This window comes from Pseudoalteromonas ulvae UL12 (genome assembly GCF_014925405.1).
GTDB lineage: Bacteria > Pseudomonadota > Gammaproteobacteria > Enterobacterales > Alteromonadaceae > Pseudoalteromonas > Pseudoalteromonas ulvae.
On record NZ_AQHJ01000035.1, the window covers coordinates 89,235 to 114,056 of the forward strand.

21 protein-coding genes and 1 pseudogene are annotated in these 24,822 nt (G+C 40.4%); 17 read left to right on the forward strand and 5 right to left on the reverse strand.

The window, feature by feature from the left end:
• Positions 1-24: 24 nt before the first annotated feature.
• The 6 genes from PULV_RS18500 (at position 25) to PULV_RS18525 (ending at position 8,913) form a co-directional block, all read left to right on the forward strand.
• Positions 25-732, forward strand: coding sequence for an ABC transporter ATP-binding protein (locus PULV_RS18500; RefSeq protein WP_193332703.1), 708 nt, complete (start codon positions 25-27; stop codon positions 730-732).
• A complete protein-coding gene (locus tag PULV_RS18505; RefSeq protein ID WP_193332704.1) occupies positions 729-3,137 on the forward strand; it encodes an ABC transporter permease in 2,409 nt (802 codons plus the stop codon). Before PULV_RS18500 ends, PULV_RS18505 begins: the two co-directional genes overlap by 4 nt.
• 124 nt (positions 3,138-3,261) lie before the next feature.
• Positions 3,262-4,629, forward strand: a complete 1,368-nt coding sequence (locus PULV_RS18510) for a sigma-54-dependent transcriptional regulator (RefSeq protein ID WP_193332705.1) — start codon at positions 3,262-3,264, stop codon at positions 4,627-4,629.
• Positions 4,630-4,638: 9 nt separating this feature from the next.
• Complete coding sequence (locus PULV_RS18515) at positions 4,639-5,943, forward strand: sensor histidine kinase (RefSeq protein ID WP_193332706.1); 1,305 nt, start codon at positions 4,639-4,641, stop codon at positions 5,941-5,943.
• A gap of 300 nt (positions 5,944-6,243) precedes the next feature.
• Positions 6,244-7,350, forward strand: coding sequence for a hypothetical protein (locus PULV_RS18520; protein ID WP_193332707.1), 1,107 nt, complete (start codon positions 6,244-6,246; stop codon positions 7,348-7,350).
• A gap of 120 nt (positions 7,351-7,470) precedes the next feature.
• On the forward strand, positions 7,471-8,913 hold the full coding sequence (locus tag PULV_RS18525; RefSeq protein WP_227009457.1) for an amidohydrolase family protein: 1,443 nt from the start codon (positions 7,471-7,473) through the stop codon (positions 8,911-8,913).
• A gap of 32 nt (positions 8,914-8,945) precedes the next feature.
• On the opposite strand, the gene PULV_RS18530 is transcribed toward PULV_RS18525, so the two are convergent.
• Positions 8,946-9,104, reverse strand: coding sequence for a hypothetical protein (locus PULV_RS18530; RefSeq protein ID WP_193332708.1), 159 nt, complete (start codon positions 9,102-9,104; stop codon positions 8,946-8,948).
• Between the two features lie 1,156 nt (positions 9,105-10,260).
• Here PULV_RS18530 and PULV_RS18535 point away from each other — a divergent pair.
• The 11 genes and pseudogenes from PULV_RS18535 to trpS all read left to right on the forward strand — a co-directional run bounded on the left by PULV_RS18535 (position 10,261) and on the right by trpS (position 18,681).
• Positions 10,261-10,707, forward strand: a complete 447-nt coding sequence (locus tag PULV_RS18535; protein ID WP_135476870.1) for a hypothetical protein — start codon at positions 10,261-10,263, stop codon at positions 10,705-10,707.
• 88 nt (positions 10,708-10,795) lie between these two features.
• The gene (locus PULV_RS18540; protein WP_193332709.1) at positions 10,796-11,029 is read left to right on the forward strand and encodes a hypothetical protein; all 234 of its coding nucleotides are present in this window, start codon (positions 10,796-10,798) and stop codon (positions 11,027-11,029) included.
• A 42-nt stretch (positions 11,030-11,071) separates the two neighbouring features.
• Positions 11,072-12,219 (forward strand): IS3 family transposase gene (locus PULV_RS18545; RefSeq protein ID WP_193330725.1). Its coding sequence is split into 2 segments (ribosomal slippage): positions 11,072-11,306 and positions 11,306-12,219, totalling 1,149 coding nucleotides; the frame shifts between segments, so codons are not numbered across the junction.
• A 221-nt stretch (positions 12,220-12,440) separates the two neighbouring features.
• Complete coding sequence (locus PULV_RS18550; protein WP_193332710.1) at positions 12,441-12,971, forward strand: hypothetical protein; 531 nt, start codon at positions 12,441-12,443, stop codon at positions 12,969-12,971.
• 575 nt (positions 12,972-13,546) lie between these two features.
• A pseudogene (locus PULV_RS18555) lies at positions 13,547-13,774 on the forward strand (alpha-amylase family glycosyl hydrolase); the annotation flags it as partial.
• 65 nt (positions 13,775-13,839) lie between these two features.
• Positions 13,840-14,814, forward strand: a complete 975-nt coding sequence (locus PULV_RS18560; RefSeq protein WP_193332711.1) for a transposase — start codon at positions 13,840-13,842, stop codon at positions 14,812-14,814.
• Positions 14,815-15,118: 304 nt separating this feature from the next.
• A complete protein-coding gene (locus PULV_RS18565) occupies positions 15,119-15,586 on the forward strand; it encodes a hypothetical protein (RefSeq protein WP_193332712.1) in 468 nt (155 codons plus the stop codon).
• 124 nt (positions 15,587-15,710) lie between these two features.
• Entirely contained in the window at positions 15,711-16,349 is a 639-nt protein-coding gene (locus PULV_RS18570) for a glutathione S-transferase family protein (protein WP_193332713.1), read from the forward strand.
• Between the two features lie 290 nt (positions 16,350-16,639).
• Positions 16,640-16,933 (forward strand): hypothetical protein, encoded by a 294-nt coding sequence (locus PULV_RS18575; protein ID WP_193332714.1) that lies wholly within the window; start codon positions 16,640-16,642, stop codon positions 16,931-16,933.
• On the forward strand, positions 16,911-17,408 hold the full coding sequence (locus tag PULV_RS18580; RefSeq protein ID WP_193332715.1) for a DUF2867 domain-containing protein: 498 nt from the start codon (positions 16,911-16,913) through the stop codon (positions 17,406-17,408). Before PULV_RS18575 ends, PULV_RS18580 begins: the two co-directional genes overlap by 23 nt.
• Positions 17,409-17,682: 274 nt before the next feature.
• Entirely contained in the window at positions 17,683-18,681 is a 999-nt protein-coding gene (trpS, locus tag PULV_RS18585) for a tryptophan--tRNA ligase (RefSeq protein ID WP_086743293.1), read from the forward strand.
• A 78-nt stretch (positions 18,682-18,759) separates the two neighbouring features.
• Here the strand turns inward: trpS and vioE are convergent, their stop codons facing one another.
• The 4 genes from vioE to vioB are packed head-to-tail and all read right to left on the reverse strand — an operon-like array spanning position 18,760 to position 24,814.
• Positions 18,760-19,359 carry a violacein biosynthesis enzyme VioE gene (vioE, locus tag PULV_RS18590; RefSeq protein ID WP_086743292.1) on the reverse strand — a complete coding sequence of 200 codons (600 nt, stop codon included), beginning with the start codon at positions 19,357-19,359 and terminating at the stop codon, positions 18,760-18,762.
• Positions 19,360-20,493: a tryptophan hydroxylase gene (locus PULV_RS18595; protein WP_086743291.1), complete on the reverse strand. Its 1,134-nt coding sequence runs from the start codon at positions 20,491-20,493 to the stop codon at positions 19,360-19,362. It abuts the gene before it with no gap.
• Positions 20,493-21,782, reverse strand: a complete 1,290-nt coding sequence (locus PULV_RS18600) for an FAD-dependent oxidoreductase (RefSeq protein ID WP_193332716.1) — start codon at positions 21,780-21,782, stop codon at positions 20,493-20,495. Before PULV_RS18600 ends, PULV_RS18595 begins: the two co-directional genes overlap by 1 nt.
• 2 nt (positions 21,783-21,784) lie before the next feature.
• Positions 21,785-24,814 carry an iminophenyl-pyruvate dimer synthase VioB gene (gene vioB, locus PULV_RS18605; RefSeq protein WP_086743289.1) on the reverse strand — a complete coding sequence of 1,010 codons (3,030 nt, stop codon included), beginning with the start codon at positions 24,812-24,814 and terminating at the stop codon, positions 21,785-21,787.
• Positions 24,815-24,822: the final 8 nt, after the last annotated feature.

Here is a 24,822-nt window from a genome sequence, read left to right on the forward strand (position 1 = left end):
TACAATAAAAATTAAGGACACATTATGAGCCATGTAAGCAAAATTAAACTGAGCAACATCACCAAAAAATTTGTCTCGTCTGAAATGGAAACCCATGCGTTACAAGGGGTTGACCTCGAAATTTTTTCGGGTGATTACGTCTCAATTTCGGGGCCTTCAGGCTGTGGTAAGTCAACCTTGCTGGCTATTTTAGGCTTGCTCGACACCGCAACGTCAGGTCAATACTTCATCGGCGAACGGGATGTGAGCCTGCTCAGTGTTAATCAGCGTGCTTCAGTCAGAAATGAACATCTTGGCTTTGTATTTCAATCGTTTAATTTAATCGATGAGCTGAGCGTGTTTGATAACGTTGCGTTGCCACTGCGTTATCGTCAGGTGCCTTTGTCTGATGCGCAAATAACGCAAAAAGTCAGCGCGTGCCTTGAAAAAGTGCAAATGAGCCACCGAGCTAATCACAAACCAAACCAGTTATCAGGCGGGCAGCAACAGCGCATTGCCATTGCTCGGGCGTTAGTGAACGACCCAGATGTGTTGTTAGTTGATGAGCCAACCGGCAACCTTGATTCGAAAAATGGCGATGCGGTGATGCAGATGCTGGGCGAGCTAAATAAACAAGGCACCGCCATTTGTATGGTGACTCACGATCCGCGTTATGCCGATATGGCCAAACGTAAGCTCTATTTACTCGACGGCGTGATGGCGGATGAGTTTAATTTGGAGCTTGCGGTATGAAATGGTTGAAACACTTTTTTAAACAGGACATGAAACTCGCGTGGGTGAATTTATCGACATTGCCCGGCTTTAGCATCACGGTGATCGCCACGCTTGCGGTCACGCTTGCTGCGTTGACTGTGGTACTCAATATTAACTATTTAGTACTTGGAAAATCATTACCTTATCCCAATGCTCAAACGCTTATCACCACAGATCAAAGCGAAACCATTAATGGCGAGACGCAGTATGGTTTTCAGATTATGTCGGCGCAATTTCATTTATACAATGACACCCGCTTTATCGACACCATGGCGATTATGAGCCTTTCGGGCGATCGCTTAAACGATTTAAAAGACAAGCCGTTTGTTGATGGAATGCGCGTGACTCCAGAGTATTTTAAATTACTTAATACGCCGATGCATTTAGGGCGGTATTTTAATGACGATGAAGGCATTAACGATAAACAAAGAGTGATGATTTTGAGCTTTGCTTACTGGCAAAAACATTTTGCAGCCAATGAACAAGTGATTGGCCAGTACACACAATTTGGCCAAAACCGTTATCAAATAATTGGCGTGACGGCTGCCCATTTTGAGTCGCCCGAAATCTTTGGCAGTTTTGCAATTGATGCCTTTTTTAGTTTTGCTGAGGAGATTTCACTTACATCACATTGGGACGATATTACCGGAGGCACCAATGGAATCGCCCGTTTAAAGCCGGGTGTGACGCTTGAGCAAGTCAATCAGGTGCTCGGCGAGCAAATCAATACCCTTTATCAAGGGCGCGAAAGCGTGGCGGTCAATACGGCCATTGGCGCACGCTTTATGCCATTAAAGCAAAAAATTATTGGTAACAGTACGGACATGGCTTTGCTGCTTTTAGCTGGGGTAAGCACTTTGTTATTGATTGCAATTACCAATATCACCAATCTATTTTTATCCCGTGCGGCGCAAAAACATCGTGAATTAGCCATTCAAGCCTCTCTTGGCGCCCATCCTAAGCACATTTTTATGAATTTGTTTGCAGAGAGTCTACTGCTTTGCTTAAGCGCTTGTGGATTGGGATTACTGATGGCTGGCTGGATCATGGTGTGGCTTGAGCAAGATTTACAATATTTATTTGCTCGCTTACAAAACTTAACGCTTGATCGTGTCACCGTCGGTGTCAGTGTGTTGATTAGTGTACTGATTGCTGCGGTCATGGCCGGAATATGCAGCCGAAAAATCAATTATGATCAGTTGATTATGCAGTTACAAACCAGTGGTAAAGGCACGGGAGCGCAAATTTCGCAGCTGACGCGCAATATTCTGATAGCGAGTCAAATCAGCCTTGCGACATTGTTACTAATTGGCGCAACATCGGTGCTTAGCCCTGCACTTGAGCGGTTAAATAAACCGGTCGGGTTTAATACTGACTCTGTGCATTACTTGCGGGTAGATACTGGTACGCTTGAGCCAGCGCAGTATTTGTTGTTGTCGAGTCAAATAAAAGAGGCGCTTAAACCGCTGCCACAGATAAACGATGTAGCCAGAACAGCCGTTACACCACTGCACATGGGCTGGGAAATTTATCTCTATGATGAGCTGAACACTATGCTTGGTATTGCCAGTGTTGGCTATTTTGATAGCAATAGTTTTGCATTGCTCGAGCACGAGTTTGTCAGCGGTCGTAGTTTTACTGATTTCAATGGTGAGCAAGGTGGCAGCGCCGAAATAATCATTAGCGAATCACTCGCAAAACGGGTGTTTAAAGGTGAACCAGCAGTGGGAAAAGTGCTGCAAAGCCGCCCGAATACGCCGCTCACTGTGGTGGGGGTGGTCAAGGATATTTATGTACCCGATAGAGGCGACACTTATGCTAAAGAGCGGTTTTACTTACCTTTTACGCCTGAACGACTGGGCTTTAAATTAAAACTAAATAGTCAACTCAGTAAAGCGCAGCTCAATGAGATCTTAAAAACAGTCGACCCTCAATTAACGGTGGCGCAGTATAATAGCTTAAATGAATTGATCAGCCTGCGCTTAAGAGAAACGCAGTTGGTTGCAGGGTTAACTGTGAGCCTTATTTTACTGGCGCTCAGCTTAGCCGCGGCGGGGATTTACGGAGTACTCAGTTACAGTGTCCAGATGCGCCGTTATGAGCTGGGTATTCATCTATCATTGGGGGCGCATACGCACACAGTGATTGCTTTGGTATTAAAGCAAAGTATGCGACCTGTGTTGTTGGGCTTGGTTGTGGGCTGTGTGTCGGCAGTGCTGTGTTACTTAATTGGCATGCGGGTATGGGATATGTCATTTACGGGCTCGTGGCTGAGTGTGTTACTGACGTTACCAGTGTTGTTAGTGATAGCAATGCTTGCATGTTATTTACCTGTTCGTAAAGTTGTGGCGCGAGATCCATTGCAGGCCTTGCGGGTTGAATAAGCAATCAAGCCAGTATTATCATCAACATAGCGCAATCTGTTAGACTGCGCTTTTTCGGTATTTTTTCAAGCCAAGAAATTCAAGCCAAGAAAACTGATGGATTCAAATAAGTAGGTAAATAGCGATGCAAACACAGACCCTTTTAATCGTCGACGATAAAGCCGATATTCGCTTAAGCCTAAAATTTTTATTTAAAAATCATGGGTTTTTGGTGCAAGAAGCCAGCGATTTAAACCAAGCGCGTGCGTTCCTCAACACACCTAATCACGCTATTGATTTAGTGCTGCTAGATATGAACTATGAATTTGATACCACTTCTGGTGAAGAAGGGCTTACTTTTTTAAAACAGATGCAGGGCACACAAGCACCGCCGATTATCGCCATGACGGCTTGGTCGAGTGTTAACTTGGCCGTAGAAGCCATGCAGGTGGGTGCGAAAGACTTTTTTGCCAAACCATGGGATAACCACGCTGTGTTAATGATGGTGAAAAAGCAGCTTGCGCTGGCAGATATTGAAAAAGCGTCGGCGACTTCACCCACACCTGCGAGCATGCCTGTCATTGATGGTTTACTGTGGCATAGCAGCGCAATGCAACAGTTAAAGCGGCAAATCGATCGCATTGCCAAAACCGATGCCACGGTTTTTTTACGGGGTGAAAACGGCACCGGTAAAACATGCATTGCGCAGTATCTTCATCAGCAGTCGTTGCGAAAAGGTGCCTTTGTAGGCGTAAATGTGGCGGCTATTCCGGAAAACTTATTTGAAAGTGAGCTATTTGGCCACAAAAAAGGCGCGTTTACCGATGCCAAACAAGACAGAGTCGGGCGCTTTGCCAAAGCTTCGGGCGGCACGTTATTTTTAGATGAAGTGGGCACACAGGGTTTAAACCAACAAGCCAAGTTACTGCGAGTGCTCGAATCTCAAGAATATGAATTAGTCGGAGACAACACCACTCAGGTGGCTGATTGCCGTGTGATCAGCGCCTCGAATGCGGACTTTGAGCAGCTAATGAGCACAGGTGCGTTTCGAACAGATTTGTATTTTCGTTTAAATACCATTGAGCTGGTGATCCCACCTTTGCGCGAACGCCTTGATGAAATTAACACCTTGGCAGAACACTTTTTAAAACTGCACAGTCAAAAATACCAGCTCGAGGCCCCCACTTTAACTGAGGAAGCACTTGAGCTTATGCACGCATATCATTGGCCAGGTAATGTGCGCGAGCTTAGCCACATGATGGCCCGAAGCGTCTTAATGAACGAACACGGCGCTATCACGATTGAAGACTTGGCGTGTTTGCAGCCGACCTCAGCTGAGCAAGCGCCGTCAAGCCCTTTACCCTTGATGACACTTGAAGAAGCTGAGCTTAAATTACTTAAAATGGCGATGGCGCAAAGCAATAATCAAGTCGAAGACGCGGCACTGTTATTGGGGATCAGTAAAAGTGCGATTTATCGCCGCCTCGATAAATTCAATATCAAAACGAAATAGAGCCCTGAGATGATGTTACCTAAGTCGCTTGAACATTTACTCGTGAGTTGTTTTGTTGGGTTTGCGCTGATTATAGGTGCGTTATTGGCGACCCTCTTTTATCTCACCGATACATCACTGTTGCTTATGTTAACCATTGTCGTGGTGGTATTGATCCCCATGATCATTGCGGCAACTGTCTGTTTTCGAGCCATGACGAAGCCATTTTATAATTTATCAGCCATGTTAGAAGCCATTCGACATGAAGATTATAGCTTGCGGGCCAACCCAAAATTTACCCAAGGCGCAGTCAAAACCCTCTCAGACGAAGTCACCCTAATGGCACAAGATTTACAAGCACGAAAACAACACTATGACCAACAAGCTGTGCTGGTATTAGGATTAATCGAACAACTGGCCACGCCTATTGCCTTATTTGATCAAGATGGCCGTTTGCAACATGCCAACGATGCGTTTTCGCTATGGTGTCATAAACCATGGCGAAACTTGAAATCGAGCCATGCGAGTCAACTCGGCCTCACATTTAACCAGCAATCGGCGCAGCTTGTTCACTGGACTTTTGCAGAGCCTTCTTTAGCTGCTAAGTGGCAACTAAGGCACAGTCAGCTGAGTATGCAAGGGTTACAGTATCAGCTCGTCGTGCTGACCAATATTGAACAAGTGGTGTATCAAACTGAGCAAACCGCTTGGCATAAAATGACCAAAGTGCTCAGTCATGAAATTAACAATTCGCTTGCGCCCATCAAGTCATTAGCGCAATCGCTCGAACAAATGCTCGCAGAGCACGAACCCGATGTGCTGGATGCGTTAAGTGTGATTGGAGCGCGCAGCGATGGCCTAATGAAATTCGTTAATCGTTATGCCAATTTAGCCACCGAATACGATGTGCACCTTACGCCTATCAATGTAGAGGAATGTGCCGAATCAGTGATGGGTTTATTTGATTACCCAATAGCAAAAGACATCAAAGTGGCATGGGTACTCGCAGATAAAGTATTACTCGAACAAGTGTTGGTGAATTTAGTTAAAAACGCGATAGAAGCGAGTAAAGATCGGGCAACGATCTTAATTAACGCCCATCAACAAGGTGAACAAGTGGTGATCTCGGTAGTGGATTCGGGCTCAGGCATCGCCAATCCTGATAACTTGTTTGTACCTTTTTACACCACTAAAATACAAGGTAAAGGGATTGGTTTAACCCTATGCCGTAATATGGTCGAACAGCAAGGCGGCAAACTGAGTGTGACTAATCGCCTGAACACTCAAGGTGTGATTGCAAGCGTGGTACTGGCCGCGGCCAACCGAGATGAATGACTATTTTGATATCCGTGCTTCTGAATTAAAAAGACACAAAAACAGTGATTATTGGATAAAATTTAAGTAAAACAAGATTTTAAATTGACCGAAAGCTTGTTTTTTTACGTCTTGATTGATCTCGCAACCAAAACGACTAAAGTTTAGTGGCCTCAGAACAAGTTAATAAATACGGTTCAACTAATTTGTCACTTTAATTGCAAACTGAGTAATCAAATTGCCAAATTGGTTTCACATATTATAGAAGCGTTAGCTGTTTAATGATATTTCACAATATTCTTCCAATTTAAGAGTAATTTAATGAAAACTGTTTACATCGTTGGAGCTGGATTTTCAGTCCAAGCTGGAGCACCTACACAAGCCAATTTATTGCCAGAAGCTATCCGCTTATATAGTGAAAATGCTGATAACTATAATATTCAGAGGTTTTCTATATTCAAAGATTTTTTAATTAATCAACTTGGCTATGCTGAAAATATGTTGGATCAAGTTGAGCTTGAAGATATTTTTACTCCACTCGATCGGTGCTTAACTGAGAGTTCTCAATTTAGAGGTATCGGATTGGATAAGATAATGGAAGTCCGCGAAGCGGTTTTTCATGTCGTAGGGCGTACAATTCAACTTGTTTTAAATGAGACTCAAAATTCCAAACAATACATCAATGATTTTGCTAATTACCTTACTAAGAAGTCATCGGTTAGAGCTAATAATAATTACAGGATTTCTGACCCTGTAAGTGTAATTAGTACGAACTGGGATATCCTATTAGATAATTCAATTCATAAATCGATTGTGCACAATAACCATGAGGCAGTTGTTGATTATTGTTGTTACATAAGCTCAAGAGATGAGATAGATGAGTCAATAAAACCTGGTTTAGAAAAACTAGGGCAAGGTGGCTTTAATGTTAAGTTGCTAAAACTTCATGGCTCCCTAAATTGGCTTCAATGTCCTAGATGCATGAGACTATATGCACGGTTTTCTAGGAAGGATGGGGTTCTTGATTATGAAAATAGAGAATCGTGCAGGCACTGTGATAAGAACTTTCCCGAAGAACAAAACAATCATTTACTAACTTCAAACTTAATAATGCCCACTTACATCAAGGATCTATCCAATCCACAATATAAAGTTATTTGGCAGAATGCAGGGATTGAAATAGCAGAAGCGGATAAACTAGTATTTATAGGTTATTCATTACCTAATGCTGACTTTGAAATGCGTCAATTGCTGTCTCGAATGACTCGGAAAACAGCTAAAATTGAAGTAGTTGATTACTGTAATAACTCTGATGATAAAAAGCTCGTTAAAAAGCACTGGTCGAAATTCTTTGGTGACAGAGAGTTATCATTCAGCTTTTCCGGTGCGCAAGGTTATATTGATGAACTTGTGCGAAACAACAGCTAGCAAGATATTTTAATGTAACTAAAACAGTTGAGTTGGTTCCGTTTCGCTCCACATTATAACCAACTTTTTAGTTCGCTTAAGCAGTCGTTAGCTATTCAATTAATCTCACATGGAAGTATCATGATTAAAGTACTATTACTCTCAATTTCTTTGTTTTCTTTTGCTTCATTAGCGGAAAATAAAGTTCTAATAGAAAATGTCACTATCGTTTCATCTCACTTGCAAGCCCCAAAAAGTCAGATGAATGTATTAATAAGTGATGGACGAATTACCGAAATAACGAGCAAAAAGATTACATCCTACGATCTTAAAATAAATGGTTTCGGTAAATTTTTAACGCCAGGTCTTATGGATAGCCATGCACACGTATCGTCAATCCCAGGTATGGGGTTTGGTGTTGAGCCAGTGGCGATTAAAAATCCGAAACTCGCACAAGCTTACTTTGAACAGCAACCAAGAAGCTTTTTATTTTATGGGGTGACTCAAATACTTGATCCGAACCCGGGAGTGAGTTTCGATTATTTTACTTCAGCGCCTCAACACCCTGATTATTTTCGTTGTGAGGTCTTAACATCAAAGAATACCTTTCCATATGTAGAGAAAGCAGACGATTTATCAAGATCAATGTTTACTTATTTAATTGATGAAAGTGCAGAAGCAACCGCAGAAAATTCAGTAGAAAGGTTAATTGGTAAAATTGCCGATTCAGGTGCTTCGTGTATAAAGCTTTATTTTGAAGACGGTTATGGTAATGCTAACCAATGGGAAACACTTTCAACTAACACTCTAAAACGAATTAAATTATCTGCTGAAAAGTATAATTTACTGATAGTCGCTCATGCTAATGCTTTAGATATGCAGCAATTAGCACTTGCCGCAGGTGTTGATGTAATTGCCCATGGTATGTGGAATTGGGGGCAATATAATCGCGAACAAAATATACCCAAAGAAATATCTAACACACTAGATAAAATGATCAATGACGAAGTCGCTTATATGCCAACACAAAGAGTGATTGCTGGCTTAGGTGAAGTAATGATCCCAACTATTGGTAATTCTCCTGAGTTTACATCTATTACCCCTAAGCCACTTATTGATTGGTATAAAACCACTGAAGCGCAATGGTTCAAAGAAGAGCTTAGAGCTGGCTTTGATAGAATGCCTGACCAATCAATTTCAGATGCATTTTTATATGGGCGAATAAGAAAAGGTAATAAAGTTATTCAATACCTAAAAAGTGCTGACCATCCTGTTTTATTGGCTTCGGACTTCCCTGGAAGCCCGAGTTTTGCCAATCAACCAGGACTGACAACCTACCAAGAAATGAAAGCTATGGTTACCGCAGGGCTATCGCTGGAAGAAGTACTGGCGGCGGCCACCATTAATAATGCTAAACAATTCAAAATTGAAAATGATTACGGTACGGTAGAAGTTGGTAAAGTTGCTAACCTTCTGCTGCTTAAAACTAATCCTTTAGACTTTATAGAATCGTGGAACCGTATAGAAACGATAATCCTGCATGGAGACCCCATAGCTAGAGAAAGTTTGGTAGTCAATAAATAGGAAAATATGAGGCAGCCATCAATATCTCCTTTTTAAATTAGCATCGTTGTTGCGCTGGCGACGGCAGCCCCTTCTCTGGACTCACCCAGCGCCCCAACATCACGCTGTATCCTGCAAATAATCAATTGATGTGAACGCAAGCGGTGAAGATAGGCCATCCATGGCCAAGCTTCACCTTGCATTTCATCCATGAAATGCCTGACTCATCAATTGTTTATTTTTAGGGCGTGTTCACGGGGGAAATTGGCAGCGGTGTGAGTTTTGAGAAAAGCTGATATGTGCGAGCTGTAGCAAGGATCTTATGTCGCGACTTGATTGATGTGTAAATTGTAGGTCGGGCTTTAGCCCGACAGCTTTATCAAAGCATTTGTTGTTATTAAATCAACACTCCCCTTAATCTTCATAAACCTGCTTTTCAAATTAACTCCGTTGTCGCACCGGCGACGGCAGCCAAAGAAGGGCTGGCGCTGAAGATAGGCCCTCCATGGCCAAGCTTCACCTTGCATTTCACCCATGAAATGCCTGACTCATCAATTACTTATTTTTCGGGCGTGATCACGGGGGAAATTGGCAGCGGTGTGAGTGTTGGTAGGTGTAGCTTGCTTGCGAAGGCGAGCGAAGCTCTGCAAAAAAGCCAAACCAAATTAGAGTGGATGTCTCTGTTATTTGCGTTATTTAAAAATGGCGATTGCGTTTTCATCAGTCTCCTCAAAAAAACAATTGTATATATGTATAACTATTACTTGAGTGCCCCTATAGTCAAGAAATCGACCCAATGGGTCGTTTTTGTCGGTTCATTAGTAAAATGTCAATTAGTTATCTATTTGATATAGAATAATAAAAGATATTTTGTTATTAATATGGGTAAGATACTATAGACCCAATATTGGGTAGAAAAACGACCCGTAGGGTCGATATTAAATTGTTCTGATGGAATTGGAAACCCTAGATATTATAGCGTACACAGGATTTTTTACTGTATATTTAATCAGTATAAAATGGCTTGTTTTAAGTGCTATAAAATCTAACAAAGAAACTTGACGGGACTATACTTTATTTCAATCCCTAAAGCTTAGCACTAATGCTGTTGAAACCAGCGGGGTTTACAAACAGACATTAGTGCTAAGCTTTAGGATATGAAGTCTCGCTCAAGTGCCATTTTCCTTCGAGTTTTCCAATCTACGCAGCCAAAACGACTAAAGTCTGGCTGCCACAGAACAAGTCAATGAAATACGACTCCGCAAGTTTTTCATTTTCTTTTGCAAACAACGCAAAGAAACTGCCAAACTTGCTGCACGTATTATTGAAGCGTTAGTGTGTTCATCAAGGATCGAGTGTTAAATTTATATGATTGAATCAATTGAGAAAGACGTTAAGTCATACGAAGCGAAAGCTGGTGCTATGCTTGGCGCGATTAATACCTCAATATTTTTTATCGTCTTGTTCTCTATCTATGTTTTAATGCCCGATTTTTTTCAATCAATTTGTGAGATTTTGTCTCGAACAATGTTGTCGTTGATTGATGAAGGATCGACCGAGCCGAATTCAGGTAATGGTTTGCGTGGTGCTTCAGAGATATTTCTTTCTCTATCAAAATCTCGTGATACGGTTGGTGATTTAAAAGGCGTTCTTACTACTATTCCTGTTTTATTTGCAGCAATATTTGCTGGTAGTTACGTAAATTACAGACTTATTTTTAATAAGCTGCATGAGCTTAATATGTTAAAGCATAAAGAAAATATTAAAAAAAATGAGCAGGAACACACTAACAAGTCAATTCAACAGGACAAATAACCGTTGGTTTTGCTCCTGCGTCGCTAATTTTAACCAACTATTATTTGCCTCTGATTGAGGCGTTGGTATTTTTTAACTTGGTCAGTTTATGAAAAATTTTCTAGTCATTATTGGAATGGCGACAGTTTTTATTTCGCTTTATATTGTTGTATCAAGTAAAAATTTTGAGGTGCTTTTAATTACTATTATTGGGGTTATTTTAAGTTTCATTAAAAGCATCGCTGCTTATTTGGGTGGAACAGAAGTTTTGGAAAGTATATCTGAAGAAGCTGCTAATGGAGCACTTGATATTATTATAAATGGACTTCCCAGACTTTGCTAGACACTTTTAACAGTTACAATGTAACTTCAAATAGAGGTGTTTATGAGCAAAGGCAAACGGTATACCGAAGAGTTTAAGATAGAAGCAGTCAAGCAAATTACTGAGCGTGGTTATTCAGTTCAGGAAGTTGCTGATCGGCTTGGTATTTCAACTAAATCCCTCTATCACTGGCGAAGCCAGTTAAGTGGCAATAAAGCCGTTCGCCAGTCATCTGATGATTCGGTTCGAATTGCTAAGTTAGAGGCAGAGTTGAAGCGGGTCACGGAGGAAAGGGACATCTTAAAAAAGGCCGCAAGGTACTTTGCAAGCCAGCTAGAGTAAAGTACGCCTTTATCCGAGATCACCAGAAGCAGTTCTCTGTGTTATCCATGTGCCGTGTATTAAAAATCAATCGCAGTGGCTTTTATGCATGGCTTAAACAGCCGTTGAGCACGAGAGCGATTGAAGATAATCGCCTGCTCAAGCGGATAAAAGAGTTCTATATTGCCAGCGGCGGAACATATGGTAGCCCTTGGATACATCGTGATCTTCGTGAAGCGGGCGAGTCTTGTAGCGTGCACCGTGTTGCTAAAATTATGCGACTGAACAACCTTAGAGCGCAGATTGGTTACAAGCGCAAATACATCAAAGGCGTTAAGCCATCACGGATTGCAGATAACGTATTGGAGCGTGATTTTGCCCCAGACTCACCTAATACTGCGTGGGTGAGTGACATCACGTATGTGCGAACGTATGAGGGTTTTCTGTACTTAGCGACAGTTATCGACTTGTTCTCACGACGCGTTGTCGGTTGGTCGATGGATAAAAACATGGATAAGCATTTGGTTATCCGGGCATTATTAATGGCCGTTTACCAACGTCGGCCAGAACAATCTGTGTTGGTACATAGCGATCAAGGCAGTCAGTATGGCAGTGCAGATTATTTAGCGTTTATGAAAGAGCATAATCTTATTCCTTCCATGAGCCGCAGAGGAAACTGTCATGATAATGCGGTTGCTGAGAGCTTTTTTGCTACGTTTAAAAAGCGCGTGATCAGAAAGAAGATATATTCGACCAGAGTCGAAGCGAAGACAGAGATATTTAACTTTATAGAAATGTTTTACAATCCAAAAAAACGCCACTCGCATACAGGCGGTATATCACCTGCTAAATTCGAAGAAGCGTATTTTTTGAAACAACAGACTGTCTAGTGAGAGCTGGGAAGTCCAAAAAGAAGATTTAAAGATTGCCGCAGAGTTAAATAAATTAGAGAACGAAAGCAAACTATTAAATCCAATAAAAGAACCAGTTAGTTTAAATCTATCTTCAAATACTGAAAGTGTGGGAGTCAATAAGACTTAAATTCCAAAGTATCATAAGCTAACAAGATGATTGGACTCCCAACCTCTAGATAATGTTGAACACCCTCAATATGACAGAATTAACTCGTGCCTTTTTACTATCGGTTTATACGCTCGGCGTATTACTCTTTCTTTGCAGTTTGAACGCGTTTGCTGAACAAACAAAGCCCATTCATATTCCTGCTGGCTTGTATCAAGGGATACAGGGCGAAACAGCCCGTTATACGCTGCTTGAATTTAAAGACAATGGCCAACACAGCTTAATAAACTTACACATAGCGACAAGTTTTCGTAAAGGAGAAATTCATCAGTTTACTAATGAGCAAGTGAACTGCTCGCCATTGCTGTGTCTGATAAATGTAGCCACCCAACAGGGGGAGCAGATAAATCTACATCTTGCGCCATATTTAGAAACAGGTTTTAACGTACTTGAAGTCATCGCAGGTAATAACGGTAAGGTACTGTTATCGAGTCATTACACATTGGTGCATAGGCAGGGCCAATCAACACCGCGTTCTTTTATGGAAAAATATAGTCAACAGTTGATGGCGCAAACACCGTTGGCAAGTAACTCGGTCTATGGTTTTTGGTTAGAAGGATAAACTAGACACCCATAAATATCTCACTGTTATCGAGTCATTACACATTGGTGCATAGGCAGGGCCAATCAACACCGCGTTCTTTTATGGAAAAATATAGTCAACAGTTGATGGCGCAAACACCGTTGGCAAGTAACTCGGTCTATGGTTTTTGGTTAGAAGGATAAACTAGACACCCATAAATATCTCACTGTTATCGAGTCATTACACATTGGTGCATAGGCAGGGCCAATCAACACCGCGTTCTTTTATGGAAAAATATAGTCAACAGTTGATGGCGCAAACACCGTTGGCAAGTAACTCGGTCTATGGTTTTTGGTTAGAAGGATAAACTAGACACCCATAAATATCTCACTGTTATCGAGTCATTACACATTGGTGCATAGGCAGGGCCAATCAACACCGCGTTCTTTTATGGAAAAATATAGTCAACAGTTGATGGCGCAAACACCGTTGGCAAGTAACTCGGTCTATGGTTTTTGGTTAGAAGGATAAACTAGACACCCATAAATATCTCATTGAAAAATCACAATAGAGGGTCTAATTTTAATTAATCACTTCATGTTTTGGTGGCTCACATGGCACAAGCAAGACGGTCGTTAATTGATTTAGACTCCACTCCTTACTATCACTGTATTAGTCGATGTGTTCGCAGGGCTTTTTTAGCGGGATTTGATAAGTATTCAGGTCAAAACTTTGAACACCGACGTGCGTGGTTAGTCGAGCGATTTAAGCGGCTATCGCAAGTGTTTGCCATTGATATTGCGGCCTATGCGGTGATGTCGAATCACTACCATTTGGTGCTGAACCCCCCGTGATCACGCCCGAAAAATAAACAATTGATGGCAGTTACACGATTTTGGTGGCTCACATGGCACAAGCAAGACGGTCGTTAATTGATTTAGACTCCACTCCTTACTATCACTGTATTAGTCGATGTGTTCGCAGGGCTTTTTTAGCGGGATTTGATAAGTATTCAGGTCAAAACTTTGAACACCGACGTGCGTGGTTAGTCGAGCGATTTAAGCGGCTATCGCAAGTGTTTGCCATTGATATTGCGGCCTATGCGGTGATGTCGAATCACTACCATTTGGTGCTGAAAGTGGATAGAAGTCGGGCATTAAATTGGTCAAAAGACGAGGTGATTGAACGCTGGTATCAACTGTATCACGGCACAATTTTGGTTGACCGCTACCGCAAGGGTGAGCAGCTAGATAAAGCCTATATGTACAGCGTTGATAAAACGATAGAAGTGTGGCGAAATCGACTTTACGACATCAGTTGGTACATGCGCAACTTGAATGAATTTATAGCCAGAGAAGCGAATAAAGAAGACCGCTGCACTGGCCGATTCTGGGAAGGACGTTTCAAATCTCAAGCGCTATTAGACGAGCAAGCTGTACTCAGTTGCATGATGTACGTCGATTTGAATCCCATCAGAGCCAAAATGGCGAAAAACCTGCAAGACAGCGACTTTACGTCAATTCAAGAGCGCATTCAGCATTACAAAAAGCAGTCCACGTTAGAAAAAACCGAACAAGTTACTCTGCAACCAAAGCAGCTTATGGCGTTTGGCAGTAACGCAAACAATCAAACCATTCCATTTAAGTTACTGGATTACCTGGAACTCGCTGATTGGAGTGGCCGACATTTTGACCCCAAAAAGCGCGGCGCTATCAGCAAAACCCAACCCAAGATATTAGTGGAATTGGGGATTGAAACTGCTGTGTGGCTTGAAGCAGTACAAAACTTCAGGCGGCAATATAGCAATTTCGCAGGCCAACCAAACACGCTCAGACAATGTGCCCATCAGCATCAGCAAAGCTGGTATCGCGGAGTCGGTTAAGTTTTAACAACCCTATTTTTATTTCACTTATAGGCAACGGCCTAGCTTTGTCATAACTGAAATTGTGATTATCAACCAATTTTTTATTGATATACCTCCATTAACCTTGTGAGTTACCAACATTAGCAAAGTCTAATCATTTCTACGTGCCGTGATGCACCCAAATGTCCTATTTCTCTTAGAAATTCTTTATTGTATTTTTATTTGTATTAATTAAAATCAATGAGATATTTATGAGTGTCACGTATCACGCGTATCACGTATTTGTTTACGTATTTGTTTTTTGTTCTGATAGGAGAGCTCGTTGTATCGAAATTTGTTAAAGATAATCGTAGTTTTGTTTTGCCTTTCAGGTTGCGCTGAGAGAGTCATAAATATTACTGATAACGAAGGAAAAATTGTGGGAGGCTGTAATGCTGGTTTTGATTGGCATTTTTATGGTCTTCAAGATTCTATTGATTATCTGCTTTATGAGTGTGCCAAAGATTCAATAGCAAAGGGGTTCACAATATCAGATGAAAGGCTTCTTACCCTTGATTTTACGTTACCACAACCACCTGAAGGTAAGTCGTGGAATAAAAAATTAGCGATGCATTACTTCCATAAAGGAAGTATCACAGAAAGAAAGCTCGGTTATATTCTTGCCGCTATAGAATACGAATATCAAAAGGTTATTTGGCAAGCTGAAGATGATTTAGCGAACGGCAAAATCACTCAAGTAGAATTTAATAAAATAATCAAAGATGCCAAATTTAAATGGCTTGGCAAATAAAATAGATTACAACAATTTAAAGCGGGACTGCTAGCAGTTTGCTCTGTTTCGCTCCGTCGCACAATTTAGCGAAAAAATTTTTAATCCCTCAACGTGGGCGCTGCAATACTGATAGGAGAGCTCGTTGTACCAATTATATTATTTCCCATTGAATGCCAGTATGGCTCCCCACTTCATGCTCGAAGAGCTAAAAGTAGATTTCGAATTAATAGCTGTAGATCGAAAAAGTAATGCACAAAAATCAGCCGAGTATCTAGCTTTAAACCCTGCAGGTCGGATTCCCACTTTGGTCGATAATGGTTTTGCTATTTTTGAGAGTCCCGCTATTTGTGTACATTTAGCTGAATCGCATCCATCTTCGAATTTAATCCCAAAAATTGGAGATAAAAATCGAGCATTATTCTTTCAATGGCTGATGTACTTAACAAATACAGTCCAAGCGGAACTGATGATCTACTTTTATCCTCAGAAACATACAACAGATGCTAGTAATGCTGAATACATTATTGAAGCACAAGAAAGCAGAATAACTGAGATGTTTGAACTTCTAGATCGTGAGCTTGAAAATAAAGACTTTCTTATTGGTAACTCTATCAGTGCCTGTGATTATTTTTTATTTATGCTGGCTGTTTGGGCTGATGAATTTAAAAAACCACCGTTATCGTTTAGTAACTTATCTAGGTATCTGCGTAAATTAGCTCAACGTGACGCAATCATTAATGTTTGCAAAAAAGAAAACTTGAGCCTTACAGATTATCAGTAAGTTGCTTACAACACATATGAGCCGAACTCTCGTCACTAGGCATTACTTATCTTTTTGGCCGCGTAAATGGCCAAAAAGATAAGACATTCTTCGATTGAGCAAATTTTGGCGCTATTCAAGAGTGCAGGTTTTATCATTGCGCAGGCCCATGTCACGACAATATCGCAATTTTCAGGCTAGCCCTATGCCCTATGCCCTATGCCCTATGCCCTATGCAATATGCACTATGGTAATACTATTTGAGATATTTATGACTGTTATGTATTTTTCCTACGCCAACAGGGAGTATCATGAAAGATTCAATATTCTTTACAATTTTGGCTGGGGTTGCAGTCTTTGTAACAGGTCAATTTATTCTAAAGCTTATTTTAGAGCCAATTGTTTCACTTAAAGAAAGTTTGGGTGAATTGTCTGCTTTTTGCCTAAGAAATAGAGCAAAAATAACGAATGCAAATGCAAATGCAAATGCAACGCTAGAAATGCAGCTGGAGTTTAAATTTTTAGGTTCGAAACTTATATCAAAAAGGCCGCTAGGTAAGAGTTGTCTTTTTGGAGGTATACATGTCAATTCCAAAACATTCTGAGTTGTTTGATTATGCCAAAGGGGCTTATTTCGCCGATAGTTTTTTACGCGAAATTCCTAACAATAATCAGACCGCACTTGATATCTATCTTGAAATTGTGAGACAAACGCCTGCGTGGGTTTCATTCTTAATGGCAACGAGAAATCGTATGGTATCAATGCTTGGTTTGAAGCACTTAGGCCGACTTCAGGATGCTATGTCAGCGGAAAATGCCGCAAGTATTCGCGTTGGTGAGAGAATCGGTATTTTCACGTTACACAGTAATCGTGATAATGAAATTGTCTTAGAGGACAGTGACAAACATCTGGATGTAAGAGTATCGTTTTTATTGGATGTAGTGGGCGATAAAATTACAGTGCATGCAACCACGGTGGTGCATGTACATAACATGTTTGGCAAGGTGTATATGTTTTTTGTTGCTCCAGTCCACAAGCTCATCGTTCCTAGTTCTTTGAAAACGTTGCCACAGGCATAACAATTAAGAATAGGTGTCGCGAAGCATAAAACTAATTTTATGTACTTGGTTTTTTCGATGAATTAAAAACACAAAAAAGGTACATATAAATTGTTTATTCACAGATTAAGTGTTAGCTTACTGCTATGAAAATATTATTTTTTATCTCTCAAATTTGTTGGTGGCGCTCTATTTAGAGCGGCACTTGAATCTATTTGTTCAATGGCTGCCGAAAGGTAACAGTTGAATGTCATACTATTTCTTTCGGTCGCTGTTTTAATTGAAGGAAATACACATGAACCACAAAATTTTAACCGGCGATAGACCTACAGGGCCACTGCATTTAGGTCATTATGTTGGCTCACTAAAAAACAGAATCGAATTACAAAATCAATATTCGCAAACGATATTAATAGCTGATCTGCAAGCTTTAACTGACAACAGCCATAATCCGAAAAAGGTGTCGGGTAATATTTTAAATGTATTAGCTGACTATCTTGCTGTCGGGATCTGTCCAACTAAAACGACAATTTGTTTGCAGTCTGCTTTACCTGCTTTATCCGAACTTTCTATGTTTTATGCCAACTTAGTCTCAGTGTCTCGTTTGGAGCGCAATCCAACCGTTAAGGCGGAAATTGAGAGTAAAGAGTTTGGTAGCTCAATTCCTGCTGGCTTTTTTAGCTACCCAATCAGTCAGGCTGCTGATATTACTGCATTTGATGCGACCTTAGTGCCAGTAGGCGATGACCAACTTCCTATGATAGAAATTACTAATGAAATTGTTAGAAAATTAAATAACATTGCGCAAAAAAACATTCTAACTCAAGCGAAACCATTATTAAGTGATACACCGAGGTTACCTGGCGTTGATGGGAAAGCTAAAATGTCAAAATCCTTAGGTAATGTTATTACTTTTGGTAGTACTGACGACATGATTGTAAAGGCTGTTCGAGCCATGTATACCGATCCAAATCATTTGAGAGTGGATGATCCTGGGCAAGTTGAAGGTAATGTCGTCTTTACGTATCTAGATGCCTTTTATGATGACAAAGCGTTTGTTACGCAATTGAAAAATCATTATTCAGGAGGTGGGTTGGGGGATAGTAAACTTAAAGGCATTCTGGCTGATTGTTTAATTAACTTGATTACGCCGATAAGGGCTAGACGAGAGCGTTTTTTAGCCGATCAAGGTGAGCTGATCGCAATTTTAAAATCAGGTACTGAGGTGGCAAATCAACAAACTCAAGCTGTAGCGCAGCGTGTTAAGTCATCTTTTGGATTAAATTTATTTTGAACGAGTTGTTTGGTAAAAAACAGCCATTAGAAGTATTTTACTTTTAATGGCTGTTAGCCCTCATTCCCACACAGAGTGTTATTGATTTAACAGCTCTGGTTTGAATATTTCTTTATCTATCTTAAAGGTATTAAAATTAGGAAAGTCTCTAACGGATGCACATATGTTTGGATCTCCGGTGATCATACGTACCAGATGATTGGTTTCTTTTATAAAATAATATGTAGCAGGACCTTTGTTATCAGGCCGTTGGAAACACCATTTTTCAGCTTGATGCCCTAACACTGTTTCAATGCCCATATATTGTGCATTACATGTAATTAAAACATCTTGAGTGAGTATTAATTCATGGCATGGATCGATTTCATCAGTTAAAACTTGGGCTGAAAATTCTGAGGTACTTTTCATATCGTCACGTGTATAAGCGACTTTTGATTTAAACGATTCGTCCGTATTTGGATGCATAATTTCTGACATCCATAATCTGTTACCCATCTTTATCTCTGACCAAGGATTGAATATTCCGTCAATACGGCATACATTTTTTGTGTAATCGAACCAACAATAACCTGAAGTAATGTCATCATCAGGCTGCATTGGCATCCAATATGAGATATAGCTACTGCTCCATTGCTCAGGTAATAAAGGCGGTGTTTTTGTTAGTTGACCCAGTTGCATTTATTGCACTCCTCTCGATAAAGCTTTTTCGAGAGCTTGTCCAAGTGCTGGCGGCAAAGGTGGCAATTGATCTCTACGTGTAGCAAAACTCTTTGCTAACTCTGTAGTAGATAAATGCATGCGATCTTCCACACTTTCAAACCATAACCGACTGGTACTTGCGTGCTGATCAAACAATTGCATAATTGGCATGACATTTTGGTTGAAGTCTTCTAACGCCTTAGTAATGTTTTTTGCATGGTCATGCACTGATTTAACCAACAGTTGAGCACCAACTACAGCCATGGTTGTGCCATGCCCTATAGAAAAGTGTCCAGATTGTAATGCATCACCAATCAGTACTATGTTATCGCTATAGGCTTTTTCATGACTCAATGTCATAAAATTACGCCATTTTAATCCTTGAGGAGTAATAACGTTATGGCCATCGAGCTCATCCTGAAAGACTGATGCAATAAAGGCTTCTGCATCTTGAGTCGACATTTCATCTAAACCCGATTTTTGATAGGTTTCATCACTGCATTCAACAACAAAAGTACTCATATTGCTGGAGTATTTATAACTGTGAGCAACAAAAATACCATTCGCTTTGGTTTTGAAAATTAAGTTCATCTCATCAAACTTTTTAGTTGTTCCATACCACATATAGCGATTTTTACCGAATTCAACCGTCGGTTTTAATGTGTCTTTATAGTAGGTCGATGTTTGATTAATGCCGTTTGATACCACGACTAAATCATATTTATCGCATTCTAAATCATTCAGCTCTAATGCAGGCTTTTCATATTGGATGTGTATGCCTAAACCAATACATAATTGTCTGAGTTCACGCACCATTGATTTTCGTTCTGCACCACATAATGTAACGCCCGTTTTTGTTAAGGCGGAATCATTTTGGTGAGTGAGTTTAAATTGCTCTAAATATTGTGCATCTAATGACTCATGATTTGATAAATATGACAGAGGATTTGCAGGATGCTGCTGCGCTCTCCCTGGTAGCACAACCCCCCAACCAACACTTTCTTCTTGGTGGTTTTTTTCAATAATATTGATGTTCCAATCCGGGTTTAATTTTTTTATTTGACTAGAAAACATCAATCCTGCCGGTCCAGCTCCGATCACAAGAATATTCATTAATTTAATCTTCCTATTTTGTACCAAACATTTTGTTTTTGTTGAAAGTGTCTAATTTGGCTGTATTTCATTGAGGTGAAATATAATTTTTCAGCCATATCAGGAGGGTAAAGTGTGGGGAACTTTTTCCCCATATAACGCAAATACCTGGCTCGTAAAAAGAAAATGGGATTTGAGCAACTTAATACTTGATAGTTAGCGCGTGCCATATCTTGCATTGCATCGGCTTCTACTTTTCGTAAGCTTGTAAACTCAGGTAAAATATCCGTTAAATTGCAATCGTATTTATCAAATAATTCAGCTAGAACGTAGGCATCTTCTAATGCCATATTCATACCTTGGCCTAAAAATGGCGCGGTAGCGTGCGCAGAGTCGCCTATCAATAAGGCTTTATCTTTGTAGTGGAAGGTTGAAGATCTGACATTGATTAAATCGTTACTCGGTTTCACCATAAATTGTTCAAGTAATTCAGTGCGTATCTCTGGAGGGAGCATGGCGTAATAACGCTCAAAAAACTCACGCATTGCTTCTTTATCATCTGTATGCAAACTGACTTTGCCGGTAAATGGTAAACACACAGCAAAACTGATGCTGCCATCAGGGATCGTCGCTGCTCTTCCTGCAAATTGACCATTCGAGTCCATGCCGAAAAAGTGTAATAAATCAGGTGCTAGCCCAACGGTTTTTGCATCAGGGATCACTAACGTTTTATAACCATGTTTGAAAAATGATTGCTCAAATTCAAAGCGACGACAATGGGATTGCATGGCCTCTCTCACACTCGAACGCGCACCATCAGCACCAATTAATAAGTCACCTTGGTGCTCAATAAACTGGTTATGCTCATCTTTGGTTAATAAATGACATTTATCTAAATTAACTTCTATGCAGCGTTGGTGGAAATGGTAATTCACACCGGCTTTTTCGGCATATTTGTTGAGTAATAACTGGAAATCACTGCGACTTAGGGAAAGTGGTTTTAATTTATCTAATGGAGGCAACTCGCGTATTTTATTTTTTCCAGCAACAAATAAAGACATGCCAGAGACTTCAACACCGCAATCTTGCAGCTCATTGAGGGGAATGCCAGCTTCAACAACAGCCTTTATACCACGCACTGTCATGCTGACACCTATCGCTCTTGAGCTGACTTGATCGATATAATCATTTTGATCGAGTAATGGGTTACCTCGTTTTTCAATGACATGTACTTCAAGTCCTTTATTTGCCAAAAAAATTGCTGTTAGGCTGCCTGCTAGGCCACCACCAACAATGATTACTTTTTTCATTATTAACCCTCCCTTGATAATTGATTGGTTGCGAGCTCGATCATTTGGTTATGATAAAAATCGAGAAGTTCTATTTGCGTTTCTGGCGGTGTCCCTGAGACTGTTCTGGCCATGTGTGCGAGGTGTTTACATTCTTGTGCGAGTGCAAAACAACCTTTGTGATAATCATCGATCGCTTTAAAGTTAATAGCTCGCGGTAAAGGTGGCCCGGCATTTCTACCAGCAATACCTGAAGGTAAAGTCATTAAATGCACCGATAGTGGTCTTAAAATACCCGTCATTAAATCAATGGCGGCATTCATTAAGCGAGATCGCCTCATGCTTCCTTGTGTTGTTTGGGCAAAATGTTGCATCATCATTTTGAACATAAGTTCATGACACCCTTGATATAAGGCCATTAACGCTTTGCTATGCGGATCTGTGACGACATTACAGCCCGTGCGTTCGCTCATCACTGGGTTTTTCAAAACCGGATATGCTGGCTCAAAAGGAATATCACTCAATGTGAGTTTTTTAGATATTGACCTTAAACGATTGAAATGACTTAATTCGAATTGAGGTGAGTCTGCACTGGCGCCTTCACCCTGTTCTGTTACAAAATCGATAGCAAACAGTGCTGTTTCTTTATCGTACACTTCAAATTGATAATTTGGATAAGCACGATTTATGAGCTCATTTAAAAACAAATGATGCTCGCCGCCTCTTTTGCTTATTTCACTGGTGTATAAATTAGGAATTTCATTGATTGCGATACGAATTTCAGAATAAAAGTCAGCAATTGATTGACCTACTGAAGCAAAAAAATGCGGCCATTCAAAACGGACAAACTTAGCGATAATATGTTCTGAAAATGGTTCAAAAGAAAACTCCGTATCTAACCCAAATTTATCTTTTGCTGCTTGGCCAAAAATAGGTTCACCAGGGTAAAAAGGTTCGCCTAAAGACATTAAAATATTATTAACTACTAAGTAATGAATCATTTCTTCATGCGCGATTTCTAAAATTGCACCTCGCCAACCGCTATCTCTGCGCCTGTCTTTAGTTCCATTCACTAAAGCTAATTGCTCTTGAGTCCAGCGGCCTGAATCGACCAATTGCTCTGCGGCTGCATAGGTTGGCAAAGAATAGGCGCTGTATAGATATTGCAGCATAATTGAAAGTTCGAGATCGACAGCATCACGAAGCTTTGCGATTAGTTGTGCTTTATTTTTAATGTCACCTTTTACTTTTATGGGCTGATGCAAATCTGGCAGGAGTTTTGGAATGGCCGATTGTTCAACATTACTTAAGTATTTAAGAAAGAGGTGTGATTTAACAGACGACATTTCTCTAGTGCTGGGCATGTAATAACTTTTATTGCGATTCTTTGGGTCACACATTTGCCACATCAAGCGGGCGTAAGTTTCACATTTACATTTATCGGCCATGCTAAACACTTTGTCAGCCATAAATGGGTAAAGCAATTCGTAATATCCCATCACATTGTGATAAAGAAAATCATAATCGACATATTCGTCTGGCACATTGAGTAAGTGCCAATCATCACTGAGAATACGCACTTGAATGGGGCTCGCTTGCTCGCCTAAAAAGAGCTCTCCACTTCCTGCTGCTAAACTCTCAATGGTTAGTTTTCCTTTTCCTTGATGGTCAGTTTCAATAAATGCATCACAATTAATGGTTTTCGGTGTTGCTATAAAAGGCACTAGACGGTTAATCGAACTGGGTTTGCCGCGCAAATAACTGAAAATCTCAATTTCGTTAGTACTTTTACTCTCCTCGTTAGGGTTGGACGATTCGATCGCGATAATGTTTTGTTCTGCTTGTATCTGCCAATCGGATTCGTGCCAAGTATGCTGGTTGGACGCTAAGCTAAGAGACAGTTCATCCAATGCCGTATTGCTTATTTTTAATGGGATATCAAAAACATGATTGTTATCTGAATGTTGATAAAGTGACTCAGGTAAAATCGCAATAACTTCACCATTACTTGATTTTAGAACTAAATCTCCTAACGAGACTTTATTCGCTAGCTTGGGAGGCATGCCATTTTTTACAGGTAGCGACTCTAAATACGCTTGATGTGGAATGCTAATAGGCATATTCAAACTTGCCCAACCATCCTGAATTTTAACTGTAATAGGTGAATACTGAGCGGGGTTATCTGGTTGTAAAATTCGGCCTGTTGGGTTAGTAGCCATTTCATGCTTACGCCATAGACCGATTGTTCCATGCAGGTCACAAAAAACAGGTGTATCGGGTTGTTGAGGAGGAGAAAGATTCGATACACAATATTGTACTGTTAAGCCAAGTACATCGGGGTCTTCAAGTGCGGCTTTTAGTTGCGCTAAAAAGGGAGAATCGATATTTAACTGGTTAAATAAAAAGTTCTGATTCTTTTTACAAACAGAAAATTGAAATAACCGAGCTTCTGCCATTTCACTGCATAAAAAATGGTTGGGCTGTTCGACTATGTATCCAGGGTTTAGCCAACGAACACCATGTGTGCAATCTATATCGGAAGAAAATATATGTGCTGTATTTGCCGACGCATTTGCATCACTAATTGTCAGTTGACCAGCATATATTAAAGCTGAGTCTCGCCTTGTTGGATCATTATCAACCCAGCGAGCGCGATTAAAGGATGTTCTTAAATATTCGTTATAATGCCCCCATAAACCCAATTTACTGCCGACTAAGGGATCGGTCGTTTGATTGTGTCCAGGATGCAGTTGCACTGATGTAATGTAGGTATTTTCCCAAGAAAAATGGTTATTCCCTATCATGTTATATCCCGCTACATGATTAAAATCGCCCTTTGGATCTTCTTGACCTAAATGATTAAATTTGGGTGTAAAAGACTTTAAATATTCATGGTATTTACTGGGATGTTGTTTTAAGTCAAATTCAGAACCATGTTGGAAGACTGTATTAGTCGCGATATCAAGCGTATTTTTGATATTTCTGTTTGCTGTGGGCACGTTAACACGCGCCGCACCCTTAAAATGAACTCGGGGAAAATCGAGAATACTCATTTTATGTC